The sequence below is a fragment of the Acidovorax sp. A1169 genome, from assembly GCF_030704685.1.
Classification (GTDB): Bacteria; Pseudomonadota; Gammaproteobacteria; order Burkholderiales; family Burkholderiaceae_C; genus Acidovorax.
Window position 1 is genome coordinate 1 of record NZ_JAUZDX010000037.1, and the last position, 25,388, is coordinate 25,388.

General features: G+C 67.0%; 26 protein-coding genes and 1 tRNA gene. 12 read left to right on the forward strand and 15 right to left on the reverse strand.

Annotation, left to right across the window (positions count from 1 at the left end; translation table 11 throughout):
* Nucleotides 1-58: 58 nt before the first annotated feature.
* From QYL93_RS30710 to QYL93_RS30725, 4 genes are all read right to left on the reverse strand, one after another.
* Nucleotides 59-1,231 (reverse strand): DSD1 family PLP-dependent enzyme, encoded by a 1,173-nt coding sequence (locus QYL93_RS30710; RefSeq protein ID WP_305747226.1) that lies wholly within the window; start codon nucleotides 1,229-1,231, stop codon nucleotides 59-61.
* A gap of 27 nt (nucleotides 1,232-1,258) precedes the next feature.
* Nucleotides 1,259-2,242, reverse strand: coding sequence for a threo-3-hydroxy-L-aspartate ammonia-lyase (locus QYL93_RS30715; protein ID WP_305747227.1), 984 nt, complete (start codon nucleotides 2,240-2,242; stop codon nucleotides 1,259-1,261).
* Nucleotides 2,243-2,303: 61 nt separating this feature from the next.
* Nucleotides 2,304-3,302 carry an ornithine cyclodeaminase family protein gene (locus tag QYL93_RS30720; RefSeq protein WP_305747228.1) on the reverse strand — a complete coding sequence of 333 codons (999 nt, stop codon included), beginning with the start codon at nucleotides 3,300-3,302 and terminating at the stop codon, nucleotides 2,304-2,306.
* A gap of 9 nt (nucleotides 3,303-3,311) precedes the next feature.
* The gene (locus QYL93_RS30725) at nucleotides 3,312-3,965 is read right to left on the reverse strand and encodes a transcriptional regulator (protein WP_305747229.1); all 654 of its coding nucleotides are present in this window, start codon (nucleotides 3,963-3,965) and stop codon (nucleotides 3,312-3,314) included.
* A gap of 204 nt (nucleotides 3,966-4,169) precedes the next feature.
* Between QYL93_RS30725 and QYL93_RS30730 the strand changes: the two genes are divergently transcribed.
* The 4 genes from QYL93_RS30730 to QYL93_RS30745 are packed head-to-tail and all read left to right on the forward strand — an operon-like array spanning nucleotide 4,170 to nucleotide 7,437.
* Nucleotides 4,170-4,496: a hypothetical protein gene (locus tag QYL93_RS30730; protein WP_305747230.1), complete on the forward strand. Its 327-nt coding sequence runs from the start codon at nucleotides 4,170-4,172 to the stop codon at nucleotides 4,494-4,496.
* Between the two features lie 50 nt (nucleotides 4,497-4,546).
* Nucleotides 4,547-5,302 carry a VacJ family lipoprotein gene (locus tag QYL93_RS30735; protein WP_305747231.1) on the forward strand — a complete coding sequence of 252 codons (756 nt, stop codon included), beginning with the start codon at nucleotides 4,547-4,549 and terminating at the stop codon, nucleotides 5,300-5,302.
* Between the two features lie 45 nt (nucleotides 5,303-5,347).
* Nucleotides 5,348-6,223 carry a MipA/OmpV family protein gene (locus QYL93_RS30740; RefSeq protein ID WP_305747232.1) on the forward strand — a complete coding sequence of 292 codons (876 nt, stop codon included), beginning with the start codon at nucleotides 5,348-5,350 and terminating at the stop codon, nucleotides 6,221-6,223.
* A gap of 11 nt (nucleotides 6,224-6,234) precedes the next feature.
* A complete protein-coding gene (locus QYL93_RS30745; protein WP_305747233.1) occupies nucleotides 6,235-7,437 on the forward strand; it encodes a carboxylesterase in 1,203 nt (400 codons plus the stop codon).
* A 50-nt stretch (nucleotides 7,438-7,487) separates the two neighbouring features.
* Here the strand turns inward: QYL93_RS30745 and QYL93_RS30750 are convergent, their stop codons facing one another.
* On the reverse strand, nucleotides 7,488-7,640 hold the full coding sequence (locus QYL93_RS30750) for a hypothetical protein (protein ID WP_305747234.1): 153 nt from the start codon (nucleotides 7,638-7,640) through the stop codon (nucleotides 7,488-7,490).
* A gap of 157 nt (nucleotides 7,641-7,797) precedes the next feature.
* On the opposite strand from QYL93_RS30750, the gene QYL93_RS30755 reads away from it, so the two are divergent.
* Nucleotides 7,798-8,121, forward strand: coding sequence for a hypothetical protein (locus QYL93_RS30755; RefSeq protein WP_305747235.1), 324 nt, complete (start codon nucleotides 7,798-7,800; stop codon nucleotides 8,119-8,121).
* A 67-nt stretch (nucleotides 8,122-8,188) separates the two neighbouring features.
* On the opposite strand, the gene QYL93_RS30760 is transcribed toward QYL93_RS30755, so the two are convergent.
* From QYL93_RS30760 to QYL93_RS30790, 7 genes are all read right to left on the reverse strand, one after another.
* Nucleotides 8,189-10,330 (reverse strand): hypothetical protein, encoded by a 2,142-nt coding sequence (locus tag QYL93_RS30760; protein WP_305747236.1) that lies wholly within the window; start codon nucleotides 10,328-10,330, stop codon nucleotides 8,189-8,191.
* Between the two features lie 154 nt (nucleotides 10,331-10,484).
* A complete protein-coding gene (locus QYL93_RS30765; RefSeq protein ID WP_305747237.1) occupies nucleotides 10,485-11,312 on the reverse strand; it encodes a zinc-dependent peptidase in 828 nt (275 codons plus the stop codon).
* A 49-nt stretch (nucleotides 11,313-11,361) separates the two neighbouring features.
* Nucleotides 11,362-12,150 carry a UDP-2,3-diacylglucosamine diphosphatase gene (locus tag QYL93_RS30770; protein WP_305747238.1) on the reverse strand — a complete coding sequence of 263 codons (789 nt, stop codon included), beginning with the start codon at nucleotides 12,148-12,150 and terminating at the stop codon, nucleotides 11,362-11,364.
* A gap of 107 nt (nucleotides 12,151-12,257) precedes the next feature.
* Nucleotides 12,258-12,764, reverse strand: coding sequence for a peptidylprolyl isomerase (locus QYL93_RS30775; RefSeq protein ID WP_305747239.1), 507 nt, complete (start codon nucleotides 12,762-12,764; stop codon nucleotides 12,258-12,260).
* A gap of 34 nt (nucleotides 12,765-12,798) precedes the next feature.
* Nucleotides 12,799-13,371, reverse strand: a complete 573-nt coding sequence (locus QYL93_RS30780) for a peptidylprolyl isomerase (protein WP_305747240.1) — start codon at nucleotides 13,369-13,371, stop codon at nucleotides 12,799-12,801.
* Complete coding sequence (locus tag QYL93_RS30785; protein ID WP_305747241.1) at nucleotides 13,368-14,648, reverse strand: L,D-transpeptidase family protein; 1,281 nt, start codon at nucleotides 14,646-14,648, stop codon at nucleotides 13,368-13,370. The genes QYL93_RS30780 and QYL93_RS30785 overlap by 4 nt, the downstream gene beginning before the upstream one ends.
* Nucleotides 14,649-14,729: 81 nt before the next feature.
* Nucleotides 14,730-15,818, reverse strand: a complete 1,089-nt coding sequence (locus QYL93_RS30790) for a tetratricopeptide repeat protein (RefSeq protein WP_305747242.1) — start codon at nucleotides 15,816-15,818, stop codon at nucleotides 14,730-14,732.
* A 217-nt stretch (nucleotides 15,819-16,035) separates the two neighbouring features.
* Here QYL93_RS30790 and cysS point away from each other — a divergent pair, with 217 nt between their 5' ends.
* The 7 genes from cysS to QYL93_RS30825 all read left to right on the forward strand — a co-directional run bounded on the left by cysS (nucleotide 16,036) and on the right by QYL93_RS30825 (nucleotide 23,911).
* A complete protein-coding gene (cysS, locus tag QYL93_RS30795; RefSeq protein ID WP_305747243.1) occupies nucleotides 16,036-17,415 on the forward strand; it encodes a cysteine--tRNA ligase in 1,380 nt (459 codons plus the stop codon).
* A 72-nt stretch (nucleotides 17,416-17,487) separates the two neighbouring features.
* A complete protein-coding gene (locus QYL93_RS30800) occupies nucleotides 17,488-18,171 on the forward strand; it encodes a DNA-3-methyladenine glycosylase (RefSeq protein ID WP_057199532.1) in 684 nt (227 codons plus the stop codon).
* A gap of 99 nt (nucleotides 18,172-18,270) precedes the next feature.
* A complete protein-coding gene (locus tag QYL93_RS30805; protein ID WP_057199533.1) occupies nucleotides 18,271-19,245 on the forward strand; it encodes an acetyl-CoA carboxylase carboxyltransferase subunit alpha in 975 nt (324 codons plus the stop codon).
* A 158-nt stretch (nucleotides 19,246-19,403) separates the two neighbouring features.
* On the forward strand, nucleotides 19,404-21,254 hold the full coding sequence (locus QYL93_RS30810) for a methyl-accepting chemotaxis protein (RefSeq protein WP_305747244.1): 1,851 nt from the start codon (nucleotides 19,404-19,406) through the stop codon (nucleotides 21,252-21,254).
* Nucleotides 21,255-21,374: 120 nt separating this feature from the next.
* Complete coding sequence (gene tilS / locus QYL93_RS30815) at nucleotides 21,375-22,343, forward strand: tRNA lysidine(34) synthetase TilS (RefSeq protein WP_305747245.1); 969 nt, start codon at nucleotides 21,375-21,377, stop codon at nucleotides 22,341-22,343.
* 145 nt (nucleotides 22,344-22,488) lie between these two features.
* A complete protein-coding gene (locus QYL93_RS30820) occupies nucleotides 22,489-23,757 on the forward strand; it encodes an aspartate kinase (protein WP_057264263.1) in 1,269 nt (422 codons plus the stop codon).
* A gap of 61 nt (nucleotides 23,758-23,818) precedes the next feature.
* Nucleotides 23,819-23,911 (forward strand) — tRNA-Ser (locus tag QYL93_RS30825).
* 153 nt (nucleotides 23,912-24,064) lie between these two features.
* Here QYL93_RS30825 and QYL93_RS32050 read toward each other — a convergent pair.
* From QYL93_RS32050 to QYL93_RS30840, 3 genes are all read right to left on the reverse strand, one after another.
* A complete protein-coding gene (locus QYL93_RS32050; protein ID WP_370877083.1) occupies nucleotides 24,065-24,376 on the reverse strand; it encodes a hypothetical protein in 312 nt (103 codons plus the stop codon).
* A gap of 356 nt (nucleotides 24,377-24,732) precedes the next feature.
* Nucleotides 24,733-25,053 (reverse strand): helix-turn-helix domain-containing protein, encoded by a 321-nt coding sequence (locus QYL93_RS30835; protein ID WP_370877084.1) that lies wholly within the window; start codon nucleotides 25,051-25,053, stop codon nucleotides 24,733-24,735.
* Nucleotides 25,054-25,147: 94 nt separating this feature from the next.
* Nucleotides 25,148-25,388 (reverse strand): type II toxin-antitoxin system RelE/ParE family toxin (locus QYL93_RS30840; RefSeq protein ID WP_305747246.1); only part of this gene is annotated, 241 nt, incomplete at its 5' end.

Sequence of the window (25,388 nt, forward strand, 5' to 3'; positions counted from 1 at the left end):
CCCCGGCCTCCGCCCTCAACCAAGGCATGCAGCAACCAGAGCCATCAAAAGGCCGATATCACCAACCCCCAAACCGCGCCCACTCCCCCACCAAAACCCCACCCTCCACCGCCCGATACTCCCCATACTGCGCCCCCGTGGCACACGCATGGTTCGGCAAGATCCGCAACTGCCTCCCCACCGGAAACCGCCGCGCAATATCGCCCACGTCCGGTGACGTGGATCCACCGGCCAGCGACAAAATCCCGTGCTCCTGGTTCGCACCGCTCAGCACATAGCCGTCGAGCACCGTCCCATCCACATCGCACACCTGCCCATAGCCATAGTCGCGCGATTGCTTCAGCGTCCCCCGGTCGCGGCTCATGGCCATCCAGCCGGCGTCGACGATGGCCCAGCCCTTGTCCACCTGGTGGCCGATCACGGTGGTCAGCACGCTCAGGGCGATGTCGTCGGTGCTGCACACGCCCACGTTGTGCATCACCAGGTCGAAAAACACGTACACCCCGGCGCGCACTTCGGTCACGCCCGCGAGGTCCTTCGCCGAGAGGGCCGTGGGCGTGGAGCCCACGCTCACCACGGCGCAGGGCAGGCCCGCGGCGCGCAGGCGCTCGGCGGCGTGCACGCAGCCAGCGCGCTCCTGCTCGGCGAGGGCCGTGAGGGCCTCGGGGGTGTTCAGGTCGTAGCTGCCGCCGGCATGCGTCATGACGCCGGCCAGGCGCATGCCGCCCTCGTGCAGTGCGCGGCCCACGTCGATCAGTGCGGCCTCGTCGGGGCGGATGCCGGAGCGGTGGCCGTCGGTATCCACCTCGATCAGCACCTCGAACACCTCGCCGTGCTCGCGGCCGAAGTCCACGATGGCCTGGGCTGCTGCAAGGTTGTCGGTGATGATCTTCAGGTCGCAGCCCTGGCGGCGCAATGCCAGCACCTGGGGCAGCCTGTGCGGCACGGTGCCCACGGCGTAGAGGATGTCAGTGATGCCATGGGCGAAGAACTGCGCTGCCTCCTTGAGGGTGGACACCGTGATGCCTTGCGCGCCCGCCGCGATCTGCGCCTGTGTCACAGCCGGGCACTTGGCCGTCTTGGCGTGAGGTCGAAAGCGCACGCCCAGCGCGTTCATGCGCTGCTGCATGCGCGCGATGTTGCGCTGCATGCGTGGCAGCTCGATCAGCGCGGCGGGGGTGTCGATCTGCGCGAGAGGTGTCCTGAGGTGGTTGGCTGTTGCTTCTTGCATGGCTGGGGCTCCTTTTCTCTCGCGGGATCAGCCGGCGAGCAGGCTGCAGAAACGTTCCATGTCCACATTGCCGCCACTGATCAGCACGCCCACCTTCTTGCCCTTGAGCTCGGCGGCGCGTGCACGCGCTGCGGCAAAGCCCAGGCAGCCCGTGGGCTCCACCACCAGCTTCATGCGGGTGGCGAAGAAGCGCATGGCGTCCACCAACTGCGCATCGCTCACGGTGAGGATGTCGTCCACGTCGCGGCGGATGATGGGGAAGGTGATGTTCCCCAGGTGCTGCGTCTGCGCGCCATCGGCAATGGTCTGGGGCGTGTCGATGTGCACGATGGAGCCGCTGCGAAACGACTGCTGCCCGTCATTGCCCGCCTCGGGCTCCACGCCGTAGAGCTTGCATTTGGGCGACAGGGCTCGGGTGGACAGGGCCGAGCCCGAGAGCAGGCCGCCGCCGCCCAGGCAGACGAAGAAGGCATCGAGCTCGCCCACCTCCTCGAAAAGCTCCTTGGCGGCCGTGCCCTGGCCGGCCAGCACGTCGGCATGGTCGTACGGCGGGATCATGGTCAGGCCATTGCGCTCGGCCAGGTCGCGGGTGATCTGCTCGCGGTCTTGCGTGTAGCGGTCGTAGAACACCACGTTGGCGCCGTAGCCCTGCGTGGCCGCAATCTTGGCGGCGGGCGCGTCCTGCGGCATGACGATGGTGGCCGGCATGCCCAGCTCGCGCGCGGCCAGGGCGATGCCCTGGGCGTGGTTGCCCGACGAGAACGCGATCACCCCGGCCTTGCGCTGCGTGGCGTCGAATTGGGCGAGCGCGTTGTAGGCGCCGCGGAACTTGAACGCGCCCATGCGCTGCAGGTTCTCGCACTTGAAGAACACCTGGGCGCCCAGTTCTTCGTCGAGGATGCGCGAGGTGAGCACGGGCGTGCGGTGCGCGATGCCCGCAATGCGGCCGGCGGCGGCCACGACGTCGTCGTAGGTGGGAAGGCGGTTGGCGATGGGGGTGGTAGTGGTCATGGCAACGATGGGTGGTGGTTGAAAGCGGGATGGGAACGGAGTGAAACGGAGAGGGCCGGTGTCACCACGGCCAGGCAATCGCAGTGCCCAGGCCCTGCGCCAGGGCCTGTGTGTGCAGCATGCGAGCGACGGTCAGGTCCTGCAGGGCCAGGCCCGTCATGTCGAACACGGTGATGTCCTGCGCGCTGCGCGCCACCTGCACCTGGCCGGTGAGCACATCGCCCAGCTCGCTGCAGGGCAGGCTGGGCGGTGCCCATTGCGCCTCGCCAATCTGGCGGGCCTGGGTGGCGTCGTCCACGAACAGGCGGGCGCATTGCAGCAGGCCCACGGGCAGCTCGCGCTTGCCTTGGGTGTCGGTGCCCACGGCGTTGATGTGGGTGCCCGGCTGCACGGCCGCTGTGTCGAACAGCGCGCCACCGCCCGGCGTGGCGGTGATCACCACGTCGCTCGCGGCCACGGCTTCATTCGCATCGTTGCCCAGGGCGATGTCGCAGTGCTCGGCAAAAGCCGCCTCGAAGCCCTCGTTGCGCCGCCCTCCCTGGGCCACATAGCGCACCCGCCGCAGCCCGGGCAGCACCTGCAGCGCAAAGCGCAGCTGCACGCGCGCCTGCACGCCGGTGCCAAAGAGGCACAGCTGTTCGCTGTCCGCGCGCGCAAGGTGTTGCAGCCCTAGCGCGCCGGCCGCGCCCGTGCGCTCGGTGGTGATGGCATTGCCGTCCAGCACGCACAGCGGCCGGCCTGTTGCAGGGTCGATCAGCATGACGGTGGCCTGGTGCGGCTCGCCGCCCTGCGCGCGGTTGGCGGGCCAGAAGCCGGCGGCCTTGAAGCCCAGCAGCCCCTGCGCCGGCACATCGCCCGACTTGATGCCGAACACCCCGCCCGTGGGCAGTGCCTCGCGCACCACGGGGAACACGCGGCCCGCGCGCTGGCTGTGCAGGGTGAAGGCTTCGCGCACGGCGCGCAGCACGTCCTGCGGCTGCAGCAGGGCGCTGACCTGGTGGGTGTCGAGCAGCAGCAGTTGCGCCTGCGTGCGGGTGGGTGGAGCGATGGTGGTGCTCATGCTGTCAGCTCAGCGGGCATCGCCGTAGACGGTTGCGCGCGATACGCCCAGGTGCTGCGCCACCACCTCCATCGCGCGACGCACCTCCAGGCTGCCCGACTCCTTGAGCTCGCGCAGCAGCGCGCGCCGCTCGGCCGCCTTGAGCGCGCGCGGCGCGGTAGACAGGCGCGCCGCAAACTGGTCGATGCGCAGGCGGATTGCATCGGCGCCGGCCGGGTCGAGCGACTCGGTGAGCCCCGTGTCACCGTCGATGGCGGTGAACTGCCCCACCACGCTTTGCAGGCTGCGAAAGAGCGTGAGGTCCACGTTCAGGCACAGCGCGGCGATGTACTCGCCCGACGAGTCCTTGATGCCCACCGACGTGCTCTTGGCCTGGCGCCCGTCGGCGAACTGGTTGGCGTAGTTGGCAATCACCTGCGGGTAGTCGGGGTCGGCGATGCGCGCCAGGCCCAGCTCGGTCGTCGGCTCGCCGACCGAGCGGCCCGAGAGGTTGTTTTGGATCGCCAGGATGGACTGGCCTGGGTCCAGCAGGTCGTGCACCACCACTTCGCAGAAGGGCGCAAAGGTGGCGGCGAGGCCCTGGGCCACCTGCTCGATCTGGGAGAGCAGGGCTTTTTGTTCGGGGGTGCGGTGCGGGGCAGGGGAGGGCGTGCGTTTTGGCATTTGGATAATTTATCCAAAAATAGATAAATTGTCAAAACTTCGCCCAATGGACCACCGGCCGTCCATTGCGGCGATGAACCCGGTTTTCTGCAGCGTCTTAAAGAATTTTTAATCGCGCTAAGAAGTCCTTAAAGCCGGGTCGGCACCATGCGGTTCAGCGGCGGCGGAACCCTCGCCGCAGCTGTTGTTGAAAGAGTCGCCACCATGCCCCCTGTCCGGTTCGCTTCGGGTCTTGCCATCCTGTCCCTGTCGCTGCTGCTGTCCGCGTGCACCAGCATTCCGCAAAGTGCCATGCCCAAGGAGCGCTTTGCGCAGCTTGGCTGCCATGAGCTGGACAACGAGTTCGCCATGGCGCAAGAGAGCAACCGGGTGGCCGGCGAGGCCAAGAGCGCATCCTGGCAGCTCGTGCTGCCGGTGGCGGTGGCGGCGCGCTATTTCAACGCCAATTCCGTGCAGATTGATTCCGAGCTGCGCATGGTGAGCCTGCGGGAGCAGCGCCGCAGCAAGGGCTGCCAGCAGGTGGCTGGCTGATGGTTGGCCACCCCAACAGGGGCGCTGTGGTACGGGCCGGCCTTGTCACCATGGTGCGTTTGCTGGCAGGCTGCGCCACGGCGCTGCAGCCCGACCCCATCGAGCCCTGGAACCGCAGCGTCTTTCGCTTCAACGAGGCGGTGGATGGCGCGGTGCTGGCCCCGCTGGCGTGCGGCTATGCCCGCGTGCTGCCGCAGGGCGTGCAGACCAGCCTGGGCCATTTCTTCACCAACCCGCAGGACATCGGCTCGGCGGCCAACCTGCTGCTGCAGGGGCGGCCGGGCGCTGCGGCGTCGGACCTGGCGCGGGTGGCCGTGAACACCACCTTGGGCGTGCTCGGCCTGTTCGATGTGGCCATGCCCCTGGGCCTGGTGCGCCACGGGGCGGACACGGGCCAGACGCTGGGCCGCTGGGGCCTGGGCGCTGGCGCCTACATCGTCTGGCCGCTGCTGGGCCCGTCCACGGTGCGCGATACCGCGGGCCTGCCGGCCGAGCTGCTGCTGGCGCCGCAAACCCTGGCCGCCAGCCCGGCGGTGCGCAATGGCCTCACCGTGCTGCAGGCCACCCAGGCGCGGGCCGAACTGCTGCCCGCCACGCAGGTGATCGACCGCATCGCGCTGGACAAGTACCTCTTTGTGCGCGATGCCTACCTGCAGCACCGCCGCGCGCTGGTGCACGGTGAGGCGCAGGTGCAGGGCGATGCGCCGCCGGACTCGGCCGCTGCGGGTGGCGATGGCCGCTTCGACCTCGATGCCGATGCCGGCGCCGCTGCTGCTGCCCGCAGCGATGGCGAACACGCGCCCTGAATTCCACGTTTCTGCCTTGTTGTTTCAACCCTGAGGACCTCGACCATGCTTCCGTTTCCTTTCATCCCCGTCCCTGCAACCACCGGCCTGCGCTGGCGTGCGAGGCCTGTAGCGGGCGCCCCCGCGCCCACTCCGAGCGCACCGGTGAAGCGCCTGCGCGCTGCCGTGGCCGCCCTGGGTGTGCTGGCTTTGCCGGCAGCATGGGCGCAGGACGGCAGTACATCCGGTGGCACATCGGGCACCGGCGCTGCTTCGCAATGGGGTCTTGGCCTTGGCGTGGCGGTGGATCGGGCGCCGTACCGCGACTTCGATGACAAGGCGCAGGGGCTGCCGCTCATCTACTTCGAGAACCGCTGGGTCAGCGTGCTCCGCCCCTCACTGGACGTCAAGCTGCCGTCGGCCGGGCCGGTATCGCTCAGGCTGCGTGCGCGCTATGCGGGCGAGGGGTATGAGGCCGAGGATTCGCCCTACCTCACGGGCATGGACGAGCGCAAGGCCAGTTTCTGGGTGGGCGGCGCCGCCATCTGGCGCACCGGCGTGGCCAATGTCTCGGGCGAGTGGCTTGGCGATGCCTCGGGCCACAGCAAGGGGCAAAGGATCAGGCTGCAGGTGGACCGCCGCTTCCAGCAGGGGGCCTTCGACTTCACCCCGCGCCTGGCCGCGCACTGGGCCGACAGCAAGTATGTGGACTACCATTACGGCGTGAAATCCTCCGAAGCACTGCCCCAGCGCCGCGCCTACCAGGGCGATGCCAGCGTCAACCTGGAGCTGGGCCTGCGCGTGGGCTATGCGATGGCGCCACGGCAGAGCATGTTCCTGGACATCAGCAGCACCCACCTGGGCAGCGGCATCAAGGACAGCCCGCTGGTGGACCGCTCCAGCACCACCGGCCTGCGCCTGGGCTACCTGTACCGGTTCTGATGGTGCAGCATTTGCAATCGAGCCAAGCCACCCGGCAGTGGCCCCGCGCCCTGGCGCTGGTGGCCGCCGTGCTGTGTGCGGGCTGCGCTGCGCCGCGCGGGCCCATGGTGCCGCTGGGCCAGGGCAGCTTTGCCCAGTACCGCAGCGAAACGCGGGACTGGATGGCGCAGCACCGCGCCTTCCAGAGCGACGAGCGCGACAGCGAGCTGGCGCGCAACGCGCCCATGGAATGGCGGCCGGCGCAGCCCGCGCGCAAGGGTGTGGTGCTGTTTCACGGCCTGGGCGATTCGCCCTGGTCGTTTGCCGACATCGGGCAGGCGCTGGCGGGCCAGGGCTTTCTGGTGCGCACGGCGCTGCTGCCCGGCCACGGAACGCGGCCGGCCGACCTGATCGGCGTGGATCTGGACGACTGGCGCCGCCTGGTGGCGCAGCAGGCAGCCCTGCTGGCGCAAGAGGTACCCGAGGTCTACCTGGGCGGCTTTTCCACCGGCGCCAACCTGGCGCTGGAATACGCGCTGGACCACCCCGAGGTCGCGGGCCTGGTGCTCTTCTCGCCGGCCCTCAAGTCGGGCGTGCCGCTGGACTGGATCGTGCCCTGGGTTGCGCGCGTGCGCACCTGGCTGCGCCAGCCCGACTCCGCCCAGCCCCAGCAGACCACCTTGCGCTACCTCAACGTGCCCACCAATGGCTTTGCGCAGTACTACCGCAGCGCCGCCGCTGTGCGCGAGAAGATCGCGCGCCAGCCCTATGCCAGGCCGGCCCTGCTGGTGCTGGCGCAGCACGACTCGGTGGTGGACGTGGAGCATGTGCTCGGCACGTTCGAGACCCGCTTCACCCACCCCGCCAGCCGCCTCATCTGGTACGGCGAACTGCCAGCGGCGCGTGCTGGCGCCAGGCCACAGCGCGAAAGCACCGGGCAGCACACGCGTGTGCTGGTGCGCACCGACAGGCTGCCGCAGCAGCGCATCAGCCAGTTCTCGCACATGGGCGTGCTGTTCTCGCCCGCCAACCCGCTCTACGGCAGCGAGGGCAGCCAGCGCATGTGCTGGAACGGGCAGGAAGCCGCCGACCAGGCCCGCTGCATGGCGGGCGAGCCGGTGTGGTACTCGGACTGGGGCTACCGCGAGAGCGCCAAGGTGCATGCGCGGCTCACCTTCAACCCCTACTTCGACTGGCAGGCCGAGGTCATGCGCGAGGTGCTGGCCGCCGAGTGATACGGATTCGCCTTCAACCGAATGCAAATCCGTATGAGCCCGCCGAGCAATCAGCCTGCCTCACCATCGACGCCCTGCACCGCAGGGAACAGCACACGCACGCAAAAGCCCCGGCCCTCCACCCCTGCGCAGGCGCTGATGGTGGCACCATGCAGTTGCGCGATGCCGGCCACCAGCGACAGGCCGATGCCGCTGCCCTTCACGGCGCTGCCTGCGACGCGGACTGGTTAGGAGGCCTTGGCTCAGCCAATATCCGCCCGTAGCCCCTATTTGCATACATGCCCGGTGGCTGCAAATGCGCCGATTTGGTTTTACAGTGGGTACCCTGCCCAGGTTGCTTGACCCGGGCGCCGCCAACCCATGCCCAAACCCCATCACAACGTCTACGTCGTGGAACTCTCCATGGCGGTGCTGAGCGAACGCAAGTTCCGCAGGTGCAACCCGAATTACATCGAGGGCAAGCCCTGCGTGTACGTGGGCATGACCGGGCTGGACCCGGACGTGCGCTTCGACAAGCACAAGGCCGGCATCCAGGCCAACCGCTTCGTGCAGCAGTACGGGCTGCGCCTGCTGCCCGATCTGTACTCCGGCTTCAACCCCATGAGTTACCAGGACGCCGTGGACCGCGAGATCGAAGTCGGCATCGACCTGCGCTCGGCCGGGTTCGGGGTCTGGCAAGCCTGAGCAAAAAAGCCCTCGGACCACGTGCCGGAGCACGGAGTCCGAGGGCCTTGCGATCCCCCGAGATCGATCAGGGCAGCTTGACCTGGATCACCGCATTCGCGATGCTGGCGTACAGCACGGAATCACGGATGGCGATGCCACCGGGGCGGTTGATCACGCCTGGCAGATCACCCGCGGCGAATCCCTTGCGTCCCACCTGGCCCACCAGGGTACTGACCTGGCCCGCAGGGGTGATCTTGCGGATCACGCTGTTGGCGGGGTCGGAGACATACACGTTGCCGTTCTTGTCCACCGCAAGGCTGGCTGTTTTGAGCGATTCTCGCCAGTCCACCGAGAACAGTGCGGCGGTGCCGGTGCCGTCGGCATGGCCGGGTGCGGCGTTGGGGTTGCCTGCCAGCGTGGTGACCACGCCTTCTGGCGTGATCTTGCGGATGCTCGGGCCCAGCTTGGCGCTGTAGTACAGGCCATCGACCACGTAGACGTTGCCCGCCGCATCGGTGGCCATTTGGCCCAGCCACGAGAATTGTGCGGCCTGGCCTGTGCCGTCCCTGTGCCCCACCGTGCCCTCACTGCCTGCAAACAGCGTGGCCGTTCCTTTGGTATCGACCTTGTAGATGGCACCCAGGTAGGTGGACACATAAACGTTGCCTGCCGTGTCCGCTGCGATGCCGGTCAAGGCGTTGGAGAGGAACCGGTTCATCAGCGGCTTCAGGTCTGCCAGGAGAACGACCTCGCACGTGTTGTTGCCCATCTTCAGGATGCGCGAATCGATCGTGGTGTAAAGGTTGCCAGCGCCATCGGTGGCCAGGGCAAATTCACGTGACAGCAGTTCGTTGGACAGGCCCGTGATCGACGCGCATTGCCCGCCGGGCTGGCCCAGGGTACGTACCACGCCGTCCGATTGCACCGTGCGGATGGTGCCGTTGCCCTTGTCGCGCACATACAGGGTGCCCGATGGACTGGCGGCCAGCGACCAGGGGTTGTCAAAGCGTGCATCGGCGCCCTGCGCATCGTTCGTGCCCGTGGAGGCCACGGGGCCTGCGGCCACCGTGTACGTGCCCTGCTCGGTGTAGCTGCGCAACTGCAGGAAGGGGTTGAGCCTGTCGCGGCCGTAGCTGCGTTCGGCCACCAGGAGCTGGCCGTCGGCCTTGGCGACCATGGCGAGCGGCTGGCACAGGTCACTCACGGCGAAGGTGATACATGCGGCCTGGGCACGGACCAGGGTCGTGACGCTGCCATCGCTGCCGACACGGTGGATGGATGGTTGGTTGATGACACCAAACACAGTGGTCGACGAGCTGTCCAGAACGTTGTCCAGAACGAACAGACGATCCGCCGGGTCGAAGGTGATGGCCCTGATATTGCGGAACCTGCCACCAGACACCACAGTGGCTTGACCATCCGCAGTGTATTTTCGGATCACTTGGTCGTTGGAGTCTGCCGAATAGAGGGTTCCCGCAGAATCGGTTGCCAGGAGCAGGGGTTTGTAGGCCGTGAAGCCGTAGCCCATGTTCGAGGGGCTCTGGCTGGCCTGGCCGACCAGGGTGCTGACTGTGCCATTGGCCGTGATCTTGCGGATCCGTCCCGCCAGAGCGGGGTCCGTGCCCGACGAATCAAAGCGGCTGGTGGCTTCCGCCACATACACGCTGCCCGCCTTGTCCACGGCGATGCTGCTGGGGCTGCAGAGCGTGGCGCTGGTGCCTGCGCCATCCTGGTTGGCGCAGACCCCTGCCTGGCCTGCCAGGGTGGTGACGGCGCCCGCTGGGGTGATCTTGCGCACCAGGTGGTTCCCGGTGTCTGCCACATAGGTGTTTCCGGCGGCGTCCACGGCCACTGCGGTGGGGGCGTTGAACGCGCCAGGGCCCGTGCCGCCGGTCAGGGTGCTGACCTGTTCCTGGTTGGCGCTGAGCTTGCGGATCAGGTTGTTGCCGGTGTCGGCGATGAGCACTTCGCCCGAAGGGCCCAGGGCCATGCCCGCGACCCGCGTGCTGAAGCTCGCGGAGTTTTTGCTGGCGCCATCCTGGTTGCCATCGCTGATCGGGTTGCCGGCCAGCAGCGACACGGCGGTGGCGGGGGCTGGAGGCGGCGGTGGGGCGGGTGGTTCACCCGAGTCGCCAGAGCCGCCTCCACAGGCCGTGAGCATGGGGATCACCAATGCGGCGAGCAGGCCGATGCGTTGCAGTCGTTCGTTGAGCGCGGTGTCTGGCATGCATACTCCCAAGGTTGGATATCAGTTCTTGTCGCGCGGGGCGAGGCTGCGGCGCTTTGTTGCGTCCCTTGCATTTCGTGTAACGTTTTGTTGCGCGAAAGCAAGCGTTGAGACAAGTGCTATTCCAGCAGGGAGCTGTTCAGGAGTCTGTGATTCAGCGCACCTCTTTGGGGCGGAAGAAAGCATCCAGCACCGGCACCAGGCCCGGGAACTCCACCGCGAAGCGCTCGCGGTTCACGAAGTACGCCTCGCAGGCCACGGCAAAGAATTCCGAGGGGGAGGTGGCGCCGTAGGCATCCAGCCAGGGCATCTCGGCACCGAAGCGTTCGGCCTTGATCACCGCCTCGCGGAAATGCGCGTACGCGGGCTCCCAGGCGTTCCACCAGGCCTCGTACGCGCCGCGGCCGGTGCGGGCGCCCATGAAGCCTGCGGGCAGGGGCGGACAGCCGTTGGGCTCGCCGCTGCGCATGTCCAGCTTGTGCACGAACTCGTGCACCACGACGTTGGTGCCGCGCTCGGTGTTCTCGCGCCCGTTGGAGGCGTGCTCCCAGCTGAGCATGATGGGGCCGCGGTCCATGGCCTCGCCCAGCAGCACCTGCTCGTGTTCGTGTACCACGCCGGCTTCGTCCACGGTTTGCCGTTTGGCCACGGCCTCGCCGGGGTGCAGCACGATGCCCACGAAATCGTCGTACCACGCGAGGGCCTTGGCCGGCTCGCCCCAGTGCAGCAGGGGCAGGCAGGCCTGCGCGGCGATGTCGATGGCCATGGCGTCGGTCACCTCCATGCCGTGGGCGCCGTGAAAGCGCTTGTGGTGCAGAAAGAGGGCGCTCAGCGCGCGCAGCTTGGACTGGTCGTGCAGCGACAGCGCTGCCAGGAAGGGGTAGCGCTGCAGCGTCTGCAGCCACAGCGTGGCGGAGATGTCGGGCACGGGCGCCACGGTGGCGCGCACGCGGCGCCAGAGCCGGTTGAGGATGGGGGGCATGGTGCAGGGCATGCCAACCAGGGCATGCCTTCGAAATTCAGGACACCGCTTACTTTGGGCCGATAGCGACCCGTTCCAAGCCCGCATCCGACAAACGCAGTGTTTCCAGGCGGGGGGGCAATGCGGCAGCGTCCCAGTCGCTGAGCACCACGCGGGTGAGGCCGGGCGCCAGGGTGTGGGTGGCCGGGCGGTGCGTGTGGCCATGCACCAAGGTTGCGGCCCGGGCGGCCTGCAGCCAGGCGATGGTGGCGGGGGAGTCCACGTCGGCATACAGGGCGCCGGATTGTTTTTTGGCCTCGCTCTCCTGGCGGATGCCGCGCGCCTGGGCGCGGCGCGTGGCCAGGGGCTGGGTCAGAAAGGCCTGCTGCCAGGCACTGCTGCGCGCCTGCACGCGAAAGCGCTGGTAGTCCACGTCGGCGAGGCACAGCAGGTCGCCGTGGCTGAGCACGATGCGCTGCTCGCCGAAGACCAGCACCGTGGGGTCGGCCAGGCCGGCCATGCCGCAGCGCTGCAGGAAGGCGGAGCCGGCCAGAAAATCGCGGTTGCCATGCATGAAGTACAGCGGCAGGCGCTGCGACGCGGCGGACAATGCGGCGCAGCCCTCGGCCTCGAAGCTGCCGGGCTCGCCCATGGCATCGTCGCCCACCCACACCTCGAACAGGTCGCCCAAGATGAACAGTGCATCGGCCGGGGTGGTCTGCAGGTAGTGCCGGAACGCGGCTACCGTGGCGGGCTCGCTGGCCTGCAGGTGCAGGTCCGAAATGAAATCGACCGTGCGCCAGTGCGAGGGAGCGGTGAGCTCCTCGAACCGGGGCACGGTCGTGGTCTGATCAGGCATGAAGGCCGGCATCGCCAGCCCTCAGTCGCCGCCGGGCCGCCCCAAGGCGTCTGCGGCCCCCTCGGGGGGCAGCGCAGCACACGCAGTGGCAAGCGTGGGGGCCATGTTTACAGGGCTACGGCCTTTTCGATGATCACGTCTTCCTTTGGCACGTCGTCGTGGAAGCCCTTGCGGCCCGTCTTCACGGCCTTGATCTTGTCCACCACGTCGGCACCACCGACCACCTTGCCGAACACGGCGTAGCCCCAGCCCTGGGCCGAGGGGGCGGTGTGGTTCAGAAAACCGTTGTCGGCCACGTTGATGAAGAACTGGGCGGTGGCAGAGTGCGGGTCGCTCGTGCGGGCCATGGCCACGGTGTAGTTGGCGTTCTTCAGGCCGTTGTTGGCTTCGTTCTGGATCGGGGCATCGCTGGGCTTTTGCGCCATGCCGGGTTCGAAACCGCCGCCTTGCACCATGAAGCCGGGGATCACACGGTGGAAGATGGTGTTGTTGTAGTGGCCCTTGTTCACGTAGGCCAGAAAGTTCTCGGCCGACTTGGGGGCTTTTTCGGCGTCGAGTTCGAGGGTGATGACACCGTAGCCGGTGATGTGCAGTTCGACTTGGGGGTTGCTCATGGCAATGCTTCCTTCTGAAGGGATAAAAAGGGGGTTACTTCACGACCGTGGCGGAAGTGATGACGATGGGGGTGGTGGGCACGTCGCCGCGCCCGGTGGGCACGGCCTTGATCTTGTCGACCACGTCGGCGCCGCTGATCACCTTGCCGAACACGGCGTAGCCATGGCCGTCAGGGCTGGGGGCGTTCAGGCTGTCGTTGTTCTTCACGTTGATGAAGAACTGGGCGGTGGCCGACTCCGGGTTGGAGGTGCGTGCCATGGCCACGGTGTAGGTGTCGTTCTTGAGGCCATTCTTGGCTTCCAGAGCAATCGGCGGCCGGGTGGACTTTTGCTGCATGTCGGGCGTGAAACCGCCGCCCTGGATCATGAAGTTGTTGATCACGCGGTGGAAGATGGTGCCGTCGTAGTGCTTGGCGTTCACGTAGGCCAGAAAGTTCTCCACCGTCTTGGGGGCCTTGGCGGGGTCGAGTTGCAGCACGATGTCGCCCACGGAGGTGGTGAGCTTGACCTTGGGCGCGTCCTGCGCGTGGGCGGGTGTTGCCAGGCCGACCAGGGCCGACAGTGCGATGCCGGCCAGCGACAGGGCCGCGTTTCTCTTGGAAATCATCCAATCACTCCTTCAAAGAATATTTGCCATTGCTGGCCCTTGCGCTTCCAGTACTGGCGCTTGACGGGGCCGGTGCGTGCGCCTTCGGCGACTTCGCCGAACGTTACCACCATGGTGTCGGTGGCGTCTGTCCAGCGCAGGTAAGACTTGTCCTTGAGCTGTATTTCACGGCCCTTGAGGGCGCGCGACTCGGCCTGCAGCACCGTGGTCCACTCCGACAGGGGCTTTTGCCGGTAGCTCTGGAAATCGGGGGCGTAAAAGCCCGTCAGCCGCGCCATGTCGCCCTGCGACTTGGCGGTGCGCCAGGCGTTGAGCACGGCCTCGAAGGCGTTGCGCTCGGCCTGCACGCTGTGCGCGGCCACCCACTGCAGCTGGCGGGCAATCACCACGGGGGTGGAGCGGGGCTCCACCTGGCGCAGGATGCGCTCCAGGTCGGGGTTGGCCAGCACCACGCAGCCATCGGTGGCCAGGGGGGCGCGCGCGAACTGGTCGGGCGGTGTGCCGTGCAGCCAGATGCCGCTGCCGGTCTTGCCCCGGCTCTGGTCCAGCGGGTTGGGGTAGTTGATGGGCAGGGCGCCGGCGCCGTAGAAGTCCTTGAGCGTGACCGGGTCCAGGCGGCTGGTGATGAAGTACACGCCCAGGGGCGTGCGCTGGTCGCCCTCGACCAGCTTTTCGATGCCCAGCTTGCCGACCGAGGCGTAGTAGTCGGCCACCAGCTGCAGGCCCTTGGGCGTGTTCTCGAACAGGTACAGGCGCGAGCGCGATGCGTCGATGGCGATCGCGTGGCGCGAGCGGCTGGACAGCTCCAGGAACTGGGCGGGTATGCGGTCGGGGCCTGGGCGGTTCTTGTGCGCCTGCACGCGCTGCAGCGACTCGGTGCGCAGCTCGTCGAGCATGCCGCCGGCTTCGGGGGCACGCGCGGCATCGGCCTCGGGCACGTCGCCGAGCTTGCGCACGGGGCGCACGCGGGCGTTGAGAAGGTCGCCCAGCGCCAGTTGCGCGAGCTGAAAATTGGGGTAGTCGCGTGCCAGGCTTTCGGCGCGGGCCAGTGCCTCGCGGCCACGGCCCTGGCCGGTGAGCTGGTAGACCTCCATCAACCGCGTCTCGGCCTGGCCGTCGCGCAGGTTCTCGGGGGCTTTCGCCTGCTTGGCGGCACCGGCGCCGCGCATGCGGTTTTGCGGATTCTGGGCGAAGGCGGGCGCTGCCTGCGCGGCGGCAGCCAGCAACAGCACAACGGCCGCCGTGCGGCGGCCCCAGCGGGGCGAATCCACCATCATGTCCGTCAGTCGGTCAGCGGCTGGTTCGAAACTGTTCGCCAGCCCAAAGGGTGGGCGCCGTCGCCATGTCGTGCACCACCATCAGCCGCCGGTGGCTTCCCGCACGATGGCCCAGCGGCCGCCGTTCTGCACCAGGTCCAGCGTCTTGCGGCTGGTCACGTTGAGCGCATCGGCGCTGTAGGCCTGGCGAAAGCGCGCCGTGGCCTTGTTGCCGGTCACGCTCACGGTGATGTCGGAGACCTGCACGGCGATCTTGGATTTGCCCACGATGCGCGATTCGCGCTCTTTCTCCCAGGCGGCGCGGGTCTGGCGGCCTGGTGGGTCGAAGTCCTTGTCGTAGGCGCCCAGGTAGGCCTTCATGTCCTTGGCGGCCCAGGCGGCGGCCCAGGCCTGCACGGCGGCGGTGACTTCCTGGGTGGATGCGGGCGCAGCAGCTGCGGCGGCAGGGGCGGGTGCCGTTGCCGCGGGTGCCGGCGCTGCGGCTGCCGGGGCAGGAGCGGGTGTTGGAGCAGGGGCTGCGGGCGCAGGCGCCGGTGCGGCGGCTGGAGCCGGGGCAGGGCGCTGCGTGGCGACCACGGCGGGGGCGGGTGAGGGTGAAGGTGAGGGTGCTGCAGCGGCAGGGCGCGCCTTGCCCGACGGGTCGGCCGAGAACAGCTCGCGGATCAGCGCCAGCTTGGGCTTGACCGAGTTGGCGTTGGTCGCGTCGAGCTGCAGCGCCTTGTTGTAGGCCTGGCTGGCCAGCTTGGCGTAGATGTCGCCCAGGTTCTCGTGCGCAGTGGCGTAGCTGGGGTTGGTGCGGATGGCCATCTCCAGCGCGGTGCGGGCCTTGTCCAACTGGTTCTGGTTGGCGTAGAGCACGGCCAGGTTGTTGTAGGGCTCGGGCAGCTCGGGGTACTCTTCGGTCAGCTTGGTAAAGGTGGCGATGGCCTCGGTGGGCTTGCCCGAGTCGGACTGGGCCACGCCGCGCAGAAAGCGCAGCTGCGGGTCGCGCGGGCTGGTGGCCAGGCGCTGGTCGGCCTTGGTCAGGGCTTCGCCCGCCTTGCCGGCCTTGAGCAACTGCGTGATGTCGGCGTAGTCGTCGGCCGCATGTGCCAGGGTGGTGCCCACCAATGCCGTCAGGGCCAGCAGGCGCAAAATTCGGGGGAGGGTGCGGCGGACTGGTTGCTTCATGAGGGTATGGAAGGTGATGGACAGCGTCGAACCCTGGCGGGGCTTATACTGCGGCGGATTGTAGCTGAGGGGGTGGTCATGACGGTGCGCTGTTGCCGCTGGTGATTTCGATGGGCGTTCGCTGACGAACGCGCCCCCCGAGGGGCCTGTTCCCGCTGCTGCCGGGTGAACGGGCTTCACCCACATCCCCTTTCGGTTTCCCCCTGACTGACATCCCATGAGTTTGCGCATCTACAACACGCTTTCGCGTGAGTTGGAGAACTTTTCCCCGCTCGAATCTGGCCACGTGCGCATGTACGTGTGCGGCATGACGATTTATGACCTGTGCCACATCGGCCACGCCCGCATGATGATGGCGTTCGACGTGGTGCAGCGCTGGCTCAAGGCCAGCGACCTGCGCGTGACCTACGTGCGCAACATCACCGACATCGACGACAAGATCATCCGGCGGGCGCTGGAGCGCGGCATCACCATCCGTGCCCTCACGGACGAGATGATCGCCGCCATGCACGCCGACATCGCGGCCCTGGGCATCGAGCCGCCCTCCATCGAGCCGCGTGCCACCGAATACGTGCCGCAGATGCTGTCGCTGATCGGCGCCCTGGAAGGCAAGGGCCTGGCCTACCGTGCCAGCAATGGCGACGTGAACTACTCGGTGCGCAAGTTCGACGGCTACGGCAAGCTGTCGGGCAAGTCCATCGACGAGCTGCGCGCCGGCGAGCGCGTTGCCGTGCTCGACGGCAAGGAAGACCCGCTCGATTTCGTATTGTGGAAGGCCTCCAAGCCCGAAGAGCCGCCCGAGGCCAAGTGGGACAGCGCATTCGGCTCGGGCCGCCCCGGTTGGCACATCGAGTGCTCGGCCATGTGCGGCGCCACGCTGGGTGAGACTTTCGACATCCACGGCGGCGGCATGGACCTGCAGTTCCCGCACCACGAGAACGAGATCGCCCAGAGCGAAGGCGCCAACGGCAAGCCCCTGGCGAAGTTCTGGGTGCACAACGGTTTTGTGCGCGTAGACAACGAGAAGATGAGCAAGTCGCTCGGCAACTTCTTCACCATCCGCGAGGTGCTGGCCCAGTACGACGCCGAGACGGTGCGCTTTTTCATCGTGCGTGCCCACTACCGCAGCGCCCTGAACTACAGCGACGCCCACCTGGACGACGCGCGCCAGGCCCTCAAACGCCTGTACACCGCGCTCAGCCTGGTGGCACCGGCCCCTGTGGCCGCCATCGACTGGACTGCGCCCCACGCTGCGCGCTTCAAGGCGGCCATGGACGAAGACTTCGGCACGCCCGAGGCCATGGCCGTGCTGTTCGACCTGGCGGGCGAGGTGAACAAGACCCGCTCGGCCGAGCTGGCCGGGCTGCTCAAGGCCCTGGGTGCTTGCCTGGGCATTCTGCAGGGCGAGCCAGAGGCCTTCTTGAAGGCCGGTGCCGGGCTGGACGAAGCTGCCATCGGCGAGCAGATCGCTGCCCGTGCCGCCGCCAAGGCCGCCAAGAATTTCGCCGAGGCCGACCGCATCCGCCAGGCGCTGCTGTCCCAGGGCATCGTGCTCAAGGATTCCGCCACCGGTACCACCTGGGAAGCCGCCCAGTGACCCGCATGCCCCCGATAGAACAACGCATGAACGAAGAGAACAAGAACAACCCCCATGGCAGCGGCAAGAAAAATGGCTAAAGAGGAACTGTTGGTACCTGCCGCGATTGCTGCGGCCGCGCCGGCCGTGGCCGTTTCCACGCCCGCCTACTGGGCCGAGGCCTGCAAGCACCTGATGAAGAAGGACCGGGTGATGAAGCGCCTGATCCCCCAGTTCGGCGACGCCGCGCTGCAGACCCAGGGCGATGCCTTCACCACGCTGGCGCGCTCCATCGTGGGCCAGCAGATCTCGGTGAAGGCCGCGCAGACCGTTTGGGAGCGCTTTGCCCAGCTGCCGCGCAGCATGAAGCCGGCCAGCGTGCTCAAGCTCAAGGTGGACGACATGCGCGCGGCCGGCCTGTCGGCGCGCAAGGTCGACTACCTGGTCGACCTGGCCCTGCACTTCGACGGTGGCAAGCTGCACGTGAAGGACTGGGCTTCGATGGACGACGAAGCCATCATCGCCGAGCTGGTGGCCATCCGCGGCATCGGCCGCTGGACGGCCGAGATGTTCCTCATCTTCTACCTGATGCGCCCCAATGTCTTGCCCCTGGACGACGTGGGGTTGATCGGCGGCATCAGCCACAACTACTTCTCGGGCGAAACGGTGAGCCGCAGTGAAGCCCGCGAAGTCGCCGAGGCCTGGAAGCCATGGGCCAGCGTGGCGACTTGGTATATTTGGCGGTCCATGGACCCCCAGCCAGTCGTCTCTTACTGAGCATTGGGCAAGCGTCATACCAAACTCGTAACGCGTCGGTTACAGTGCGTGCCTCATTCATGGCACGCCGCCTTCCGGCGCGACCCAAGGAGAACAACGTTGGCGAAAAAGACCTTTCTGGATTTCGAGCAGCCGATTGCCGAACTCGAAACCAAAATCGAAGAACTGCGCTACGTGCAGACCGAGAGCGCCGTCGATATCTCGGAAGAGATCGACCAGCTGAGCAAGAAGAGCCAGCAGCTCACCAAGGACATCTACGCCGAGCTGTCGCCCTGGCAGATCACCAAGATCGCCCGCCACCCCGAGCGCCCCTACACGCTCGACTACGTGCGCGACATCTTCACCGACTTCGTCGAGCTGCACGGTGACCGCCACTATGCGGACGATCTGTCCATCGTGGGCGGCCTGGCACGCTTCAACGGCCACGCCTGCATGGTGCTGGGCCACCAGAAGGGGCGCGACACCAAGGAGCGCGCGATGCGCAACTTCGGCATGAGCAAGCCCGAGGGCTACCGCAAGGCCCTGCGCCTGATGAAGACGGCCGAGAAGTTCAAGCTGCCGGTGTTCACCTTCGTCGACACGCCCGGTGCCTACCCCGGCATCGACGCCGAGGAGCGCGGCCAGTCCGAAGCCATCGGCCGCAACATCTTCGAGATGGCGCAACTCGAAGTGCCCATCATCACCACCATCATCGGCGAAGGCGGCTCCGGCGGCGCGCTGGCCATCAGCGTGGCCGACCAGGTGGTGATGCTGCAATACGCCATCTACTCCGTGATCAGCCCCGAGGGCTGCGCCTCCATCCTCTGGAAGACCAGCGAAAAAGCCCAGGAAGCGGCCGACGCCCTGGGCATCACCGCCCACCGCCTGAAGGCCCTGGGCCTGGTGGACAAGATCGTGAGCGAGCCCGTGGGCGGCGGCCACCGCGACCACAAGCAGATGGCCGCCTTTTTGAAGCGCGCCCTGGGCGACGCCTTCCGCCAGGTGGCGGACCTCAAGACCAAGGACCTGCTGGACCGCCGCTACGAGCGCCTGCAGAGCTACGGGCGGTTCAGCGACACCAAGTCAGAGCGCTGAGCCTCTGCCGCCAACCCCACTCCAACGGCCCTTCGCGGGCCGTTGTTGTTTTTTGTGCCGCAGGGAATGCGCGCGCGCCAACCCTCTGGCGCCTCAACGGTAACCGGATGTAGCATGGCGAATCGCCTGCTGGGTGGTGGGTGGATTGAAGGGGCACCATGTCGTTCCTGAAGACTCTCAAGGGCCAGATCCTCCTGGTCTCCATTGCCTGCCTGGTGGCGGGGCTGCTGGCCCTGACGGTGGCCAACTACCTCACGGCCCGATCCCAGGCGCAGGCCTCGCTGGCCGAGGAGAGCCTGGCCACCGCGCAGAGCCACGCCGAAACCATTGCCGAGTGGGCGCGCGCCAAAAGCGGCATCATCGTCGCGTCGGTGCAGTCCTTCACCGAGGCCGAGCCCGCCAAATCCCTGGCCATGCTGCGCGATGCAGGCCAGTTCAGCACCGCGTACTTCGGCTATGCGGACAAAAAATACGTCTTCTCCGAAGCGCGCAGCCTGCCCCCCGACTACGACCCCACAGCGCGGCCCTGGTACCAACAGGCCGCCAAGGCTGGCGCGCCAGTGGTCACGCCACCGTATATCTCCGCATCGGACCAGAAGCTGGTGGTGACCTTCGCCGCGCCCGTGGGCAGTGGCGCGGCGCTGAAAGGCGTAGCCGCAGGCGATGTTTACATGGAGTCGGTGGTGGCCAATGTCGCCTCGATCCGGCCCACGCCGCAAAGCTTCGGCTTCCTGGCTGCGTCGGACGGCAAGATCATCGCCCACCCCGACGTGGCGCTCACGCTCAAGCCAGTGACGGACCTGTCGAAGGATCTGAACGCCGAGAAGTTGCAGCAGGTCGCCAAGGACAAGGGCGTGCTGCGTTCGGAGATTGGCGGACGCAGCCGGCTGTTGAGTGTGGCGCCTGTGGCTGGCACGCCCTGGATGCTGGTGGTGGCGCAGGATGAGAGCGAGGCCATGGCGCCGATCCGCACCATGCTGGGCACCTCCATCGGCACAGGCATCGTGGTGCTGCTGGTGGCTCTGTTGGTGCTGGCGGGCATCCTGTCGCGGCGCTTGCGCCAGCTGACGCTGGTGCGCGATGCCATGCACGAGATTGGCGCGGGCGACGGCGACCTGTCGCGCCGCATCGACGCCCAGGGCGAGGACGAGCTGGCGCAGATCGCGGCCAGCTTCAACAGCTTTGCGGGCAAGCTCGCGGGCGTGCTGGCGCAGATACGCGACGCCAGCAACTCGGTGCGCGTGGCGGCCGAAGAGATCGCCACCGGCAACCACGACCTGAGCGGGCGCACCGAGCTCACCGCGTCCAGCCTGGAAGAAACCTCGGCCTCCATGCAGCAACTGACCGAAACCGTGCGCCACAACGCCGATGCCGCGCGCCAGGCCAACCAGCTCGTGGGGCAGGCCTCCAGCGTGGCCCGGCATGGCGGCTCGGTGGTGGGCAACGTGGTGAGCACCATGGATGAGATCAATGCCGCATCGCGCAAGATCAGCGACATCATCGGCACCATCGACGGCATTGCCTTCCAGACCAATATCCTGGCCCTGAATGCCGCCGTGGAGGCCGCCCGCGCGGGTGAGCAGGGCCGGGGCTTTGCCGTGGTGGCCAGCGAGGTGCGCAGCCTGGCGCAGCGCAGCGCCGAGGCCGCCAAGGAGATCAAGCAGCTCATCAGCGCCTCGGTGGAGCAGGTGGCCACCGGCTCGCGGCTGGTGCACGATGCCGGCGCCACCATGACGGACATCGTCAACTCGGTGCAGCGCGTGACCGACATCATGGCCGAGATCACCGCCTCCACCAACGAGCAGAGCACCAGCATCAACGAGGTGGGCCAGGCCGTCTCGCACCTGGACCAGATGACGCAGCAGAACGCCGCCCTGGTGGAGGAGAGCGCGGCCGCGGCGCAAAGCCTCAAGGACCAGTCGGTGCGCCTGTCGGAGGTGGTGGGCACCTTCCGGCTATCGGCCGACGGAGCTCATGCGGCACCGCAACTGGCCGGCCCTGGGGGTTGAGAGCACCGCCAAGGGGGGCGGGGGGGCTCGATAATCGGCAGCCATGCGCTGCTGCCCCGTTCTTCCCTTGCTGACCCGCTGCCCGGCCACGCCGGCGTGCCGTGTGCCCGGGGAGTGCACGTGACCCAATCCTTCGACGCCGCCATGGCGGCCTTCGCGCCCGCGCTGCCTCTGGCCGTGGGCCTGAGCGGCGGGGCCGATTCGACGGCCTTGCTGCTGGCCTGCGCGCGGCGCTGGCCGGGGCAGGTGCGGGCCATCCACGTGCACCACGGCCTGCAGGCCGCAGCCGATGGCTTCGAGCAGCATTGCGTGGACCTGTGCGCGCGCCTTGCCGTGCCGCTGGCCGTGCAGCGCATCGACGCCCGGCCGCAGCCGGGCCAGAGCCCCGAAGACGCCGCGCGCCAGGGCCGCTATGCGGCGCTGGAGGCGGCGCTGCAAGCCCCTGCGATGGCGGGCACCGCAGCGGTGGCCCTGGCCCAGCATGCCGATGACCAGGTGGAGACACTGCTGCTGGCCCTCTCGCGCGGGGCCGGCGTGGCGGGCCTGGCGTCCATGCCCGCCCGGTGGGATCGCGCGGGCCTGCCCTGGCACCGCCCGCTGCTGCGCGTGCCGGCCCAGGCCGTGCGCGACTGGCTGCAGGCACAGGGGCAGGTGTGGGTGGAAGACCCCACCAATGCCGACCCGCAGTACACGCGCAACCGCATCCGCGCGCAGATCCTGCCCGTGCTCGAAGCCGCATTCCCTGCATTCCGCGACACGTTTGCGCGGTCTGCCGACAATGCCGCGCAGGCCAGTGCGCTGCTGGACGAGGTCGCCCAGGCCGACCTGGCCGTGGTGGGTGTACCGCCGCAATTGGCTGCGCTGCAGGCCCTGGGCCGTGCCCGCCAGGCCAATGTGCTGCGCCACTGGCTGCGCAGCGCGCACCGCACCACGCCCAGTGCCGCGCAGCTGGCCGAGCTGCTCGGCCAGCTGCTGGCCTGCACCACGCGGGGCCACCGCATCCACCTCAAGGTGGGCTCTGGCTTCGTCGTGCGCTCGGGCACCGGGCTCGATTGGTACAATCCCCAGGTTTTGGTCCCTGGGGACTGATCCGTGTCGTCCTGATGAAACCAGCGTGGTTTCGGCAGGAAACCACGGGCCGGTCCCTGCTTTCCCATCTGCACGAAAAACAGCGGCGCGCCAAAACAGTGTCCAACCGGCGCCGTGGCAAGTGTTTCGTCACCCCAGAAATCCAATGGCATTGATCGTTCACAAATACGGCGGCACGTCGATGGGCTCCCCCGAGCGCATCCGCAACGTCGCCAAGCGCGTGGCCAAGTGGGCCCGCGCAGGCCACCAACTGGTGGTCGTGCCCAGCGCCATGAGTGGCGAAACCAATCGCTTGCTCGCCCTGGCCAAGGAGCTGGCGCCCGCACGCGCCACCGAGGCTTACAACCGCGAGCTGGACATGCTGGCCTCCACCGGCGAGCAGGCCTCGTCCGCGCTGCTGGCGATTGCGCTGCAGGCCGAAGGCATGGGCTCCGTGAGCTATGCCGGCTGGCAGGTGCCCATCCGCACCGACAGCAGCTACACCAAGGCGCGCATCGAGTCCATCGACGACCAGCGCGTGCGCGCTGACCTGGCCAATGGCAAGGTCGTCATCGTCACGGGTTTCCAGGGCATCGACGACGACGGCAACATCACCACGCTCGGCCGTGGGGGCTCTGACACTTCCGCCGTGGCCGTGGCCGCCGCGATGAAGGCCGCCGAATGCCTGATCTACACCGATGTGGACGGCGTCTACACCACCGACCCCCGCGTCGTGCCCGAAGCGCGCCGCCTGCACACCGTCAGCTTCGAAGAGATGCTGGAAATGGCCAGCCTGGGCAGCAAGGTCCTGCAGATCCGCTCGGTGGAGTTCGCAGGCAAGTACAAGGTGCCCATGCGCGTGCTGTCGAGCTTCACGCCCTGGGACATCGACATCAACGAAGAAGCCAAGTCCGGCACGCTGATCACTTTTGAGGAAGACGAAAAAATGGAACAAGCCGTTGTATCCGGCATCGCATTCAACCGCGACGAGGCCAAGATCTCCGTGCTGGGCGTGCCCGACAAGCCAGGCATCGCTTACCAGATCCTGGGTGCCGTGGCCGATGCCAACATCGAAGTCGACGTGATCATCCAGAACCTGAGCAAGGACGGCAAGACCGACTTCAGCTTCACCGTGAACCGCGGCGACTACGCGCGCACCGTCGAGCTGCTCAAGGAAAAGGTCGTGCCCGAGCTGGGCGCGCAGGAAGTCGTGGGCGACGCCAAGATCTGCAAGGTCTCCATCGTCGGCATCGGCATGCGCAGCCACGTTGGCGTGGCCAGCAAGATGTTCCGCGTGCTGAGCGAAGAGGGCATCAACATCCAGATGATCTCCACCTCGGAAATCAAGACCTCGGTCGTGATCGACGAAAAGTACGTCGAGCTGGCCGTGCGCGCGCTGCACAAGGCCTTCGAGCTGGACCAGCCCGTCGCCTGATCGACCCATCAGGCCCCATCTCGGCTGAAGTGCCCTAAAAATGGGGCATAATAGCTGGATTGGAAACGTGACCGAGTGGCCGAAGGTGCTCCCCTGCTAAGGGAGTATGGGGTGTAGAGCCTCATCGAGGGTTCGAATCCCTCCGTTTCCGCCAAAACCGAAGCCCCTAAGTAGTTGATCTGCTTGGGGGTTTTCTGTTTTCTGGCTGGGGCTCCCCGCGCCCACACCAAATATCGCTGCAGCCGACCCTTCGGGCGGCCTGTCAATCGAGGCGGTCACGGCGGCCAGGTTTGCCCCCCGGTCGGCGCTAGGGATCCACTTCGCGTAGTCGCGCATCACTTGCACCGAGTGCCCGTGCTGCATGGCCACCACCCTGGGCTGGGTGTACCTCGGCCAGCGCGACGTCCTGGCCAAGGCCACCGAGCAGCGCGACATCGCGCGCGGCGATGCCCTGGCCTGCAGCGATGCAACCGAGGCGCTGCGCGAACTGGCCGCCAAGCGTGCAGCCGCCCGCCGCGCCGGCCCGCGCCGCCGCCACGGTGTCCAGCACGCACCAGCAGCGCGCCGACCACACGTTGAGCCTGCAGCCGAGCAAGCCCGCCGAACTGTGCGCGAGCATGCAGGCGCTGGGCGACGAGTGGCTGCAGGGGAGGGCGCGACCATGAGGGCCGGCGTCCTGCTGCTTGGCCTGCTGGCGCTGGTGGGGTGCGCGAGCCCCGCGTCCGCCGGCCGAACCCTGGTGCCCTTGCCGGTGGAGTGCCGCGAGCCCGTGCCCGACCGTCCCGCCATGCCGACCGAGCTGCTGCTGCCTGGGGCTTCGCCCTGGGTTCTGATGCGCGCTGCACTGGCCGAGATTGACCGACGGGAAGGCTATGAGGTACAGCTGCGCACGGCTTTGGTGACGTGTACAACACCGTTGACTCCAAAAAATAACGCGCCGAAGCGCGTTATTTGTGTTGCAAATTCTTTTCAGAATTATGCGAACTCTTCTTCATGCACTCTTTCTTCCAAGCGCACATGGATACTGAATCCCGCGTTCGCAACAATCTTCACCAATGCGTCAAGTGAGAACTTTGAGATCTTGCCATTGAGAAGATCAGTCATTCGGGGGCGCGTAACTTGACAAAGTTCCGCCGCCTCCTGATGGGTCATGTTGCGTCTTTTGACATGCTCGACAATTTGATGGATGAGTTCAGCTCTCACCTTCATGTTTTCCGCTTCTTCTGGCGTATCTGTCAATGCATCCCAAACACTCTTATACGATTGCGATTGAACCGCCTTTTTAGCTTGAGCCATTAAAAACCCCTTTCGAGGTTGCCATTCAAAAATGATAAATTAATAAAAAATTCTGCGCAGTTAGAGCTGCGCAGAACCTTCAGCATTGCAGACCTCAACTGCCCTTCGAGATCCGCTTGTACCTCTCCTTAGCAAGATCAATGTCTGCCTGAGAGATCGCCCTTTCCTTCTTCTTGAATGCATGTAAAACATGCACCCTGTCAGCGATTTTCGCCACATATATCACTCGGAACGTGCCCTGTTCGTCCCAAATTCGCAGCTCCATCGCCCCGCTGCCGACCCGCGGAATCGGCTTCCAGTCATCAGGGTTTTCACCCAACTGAACCTTGTGAAGC

Excerpts from the sequence above, each read along its gene's own strand:
- QYL93_RS30710 (WP_305747226.1), bottom strand. The coding sequence starts at position 1,231 with ATGCAAGAAGCAACAGCCAACCACCTCAGGACACCTCTCGCGCAGATC.
- QYL93_RS30715 (WP_305747227.1), bottom strand. The coding sequence starts at position 2,242 with ATGACCACTACCACCCCCATCGCCAACCGCCTTCCCACCTACGACGAC.
- QYL93_RS30720 (WP_305747228.1), bottom strand. The coding sequence starts at position 3,302 with ATGAGCACCACCATCGCTCCACCCACCCGCACGCAGGCGCAACTGCTG.
- QYL93_RS30725 (WP_305747229.1), bottom strand. The coding sequence starts at position 3,965 with ATGCCAAAACGCACGCCCTCCCCTGCCCCGCACCGCACCCCCGAACAA.
- QYL93_RS30730 (WP_305747230.1), top strand. The coding sequence starts at position 4,170 with ATGCCCCCTGTCCGGTTCGCTTCGGGTCTTGCCATCCTGTCCCTGTCG.
- QYL93_RS30735 (WP_305747231.1), top strand. The coding sequence starts at position 4,547 with ATGGTGCGTTTGCTGGCAGGCTGCGCCACGGCGCTGCAGCCCGACCCC.
- QYL93_RS30740 (WP_305747232.1), top strand. The coding sequence starts at position 5,348 with ATGCTTCCGTTTCCTTTCATCCCCGTCCCTGCAACCACCGGCCTGCGC.
- QYL93_RS30755 (WP_305747235.1), top strand. The coding sequence starts at position 7,798 with ATGCCCAAACCCCATCACAACGTCTACGTCGTGGAACTCTCCATGGCG.
- QYL93_RS30760 (WP_305747236.1), bottom strand. The coding sequence starts at position 10,330 with ATGCCAGACACCGCGCTCAACGAACGACTGCAACGCATCGGCCTGCTC.
- QYL93_RS30765 (WP_305747237.1), bottom strand. The coding sequence starts at position 11,312 with ATGCCCCCCATCCTCAACCGGCTCTGGCGCCGCGTGCGCGCCACCGTG.
- QYL93_RS30770 (WP_305747238.1), bottom strand. The coding sequence starts at position 12,150 with ATGCCTGATCAGACCACGACCGTGCCCCGGTTCGAGGAGCTCACCGCT.
- QYL93_RS30775 (WP_305747239.1), bottom strand. The coding sequence starts at position 12,764 with ATGAGCAACCCCCAAGTCGAACTGCACATCACCGGCTACGGTGTCATC.
- QYL93_RS30780 (WP_305747240.1), bottom strand. The coding sequence starts at position 13,371 with ATGATTTCCAAGAGAAACGCGGCCCTGTCGCTGGCCGGCATCGCACTG.
- QYL93_RS30785 (WP_305747241.1), bottom strand. The coding sequence starts at position 14,648 with ATGATGGTGGATTCGCCCCGCTGGGGCCGCCGCACGGCGGCCGTTGTG.
- QYL93_RS30790 (WP_305747242.1), bottom strand. The coding sequence starts at position 15,818 with ATGAAGCAACCAGTCCGCCGCACCCTCCCCCGAATTTTGCGCCTGCTG.
- cysS (WP_305747243.1), top strand. The coding sequence starts at position 16,036 with ATGAGTTTGCGCATCTACAACACGCTTTCGCGTGAGTTGGAGAACTTT.
- QYL93_RS30800 (WP_057199532.1), top strand. The coding sequence starts at position 17,488 with ATGGCTAAAGAGGAACTGTTGGTACCTGCCGCGATTGCTGCGGCCGCG.
- QYL93_RS30810 (WP_305747244.1), top strand. The coding sequence starts at position 19,404 with ATGTCGTTCCTGAAGACTCTCAAGGGCCAGATCCTCCTGGTCTCCATT.
- QYL93_RS30820 (WP_057264263.1), top strand. The coding sequence starts at position 22,489 with ATGGCATTGATCGTTCACAAATACGGCGGCACGTCGATGGGCTCCCCC.
- QYL93_RS32050 (WP_370877083.1), bottom strand. The coding sequence starts at position 24,376 with ATGCTCGCGCACAGTTCGGCGGGCTTGCTCGGCTGCAGGCTCAACGTG.
- QYL93_RS30835 (WP_370877084.1), bottom strand. The coding sequence starts at position 25,053 with ATGGCTCAAGCTAAAAAGGCGGTTCAATCGCAATCGTATAAGAGTGTT.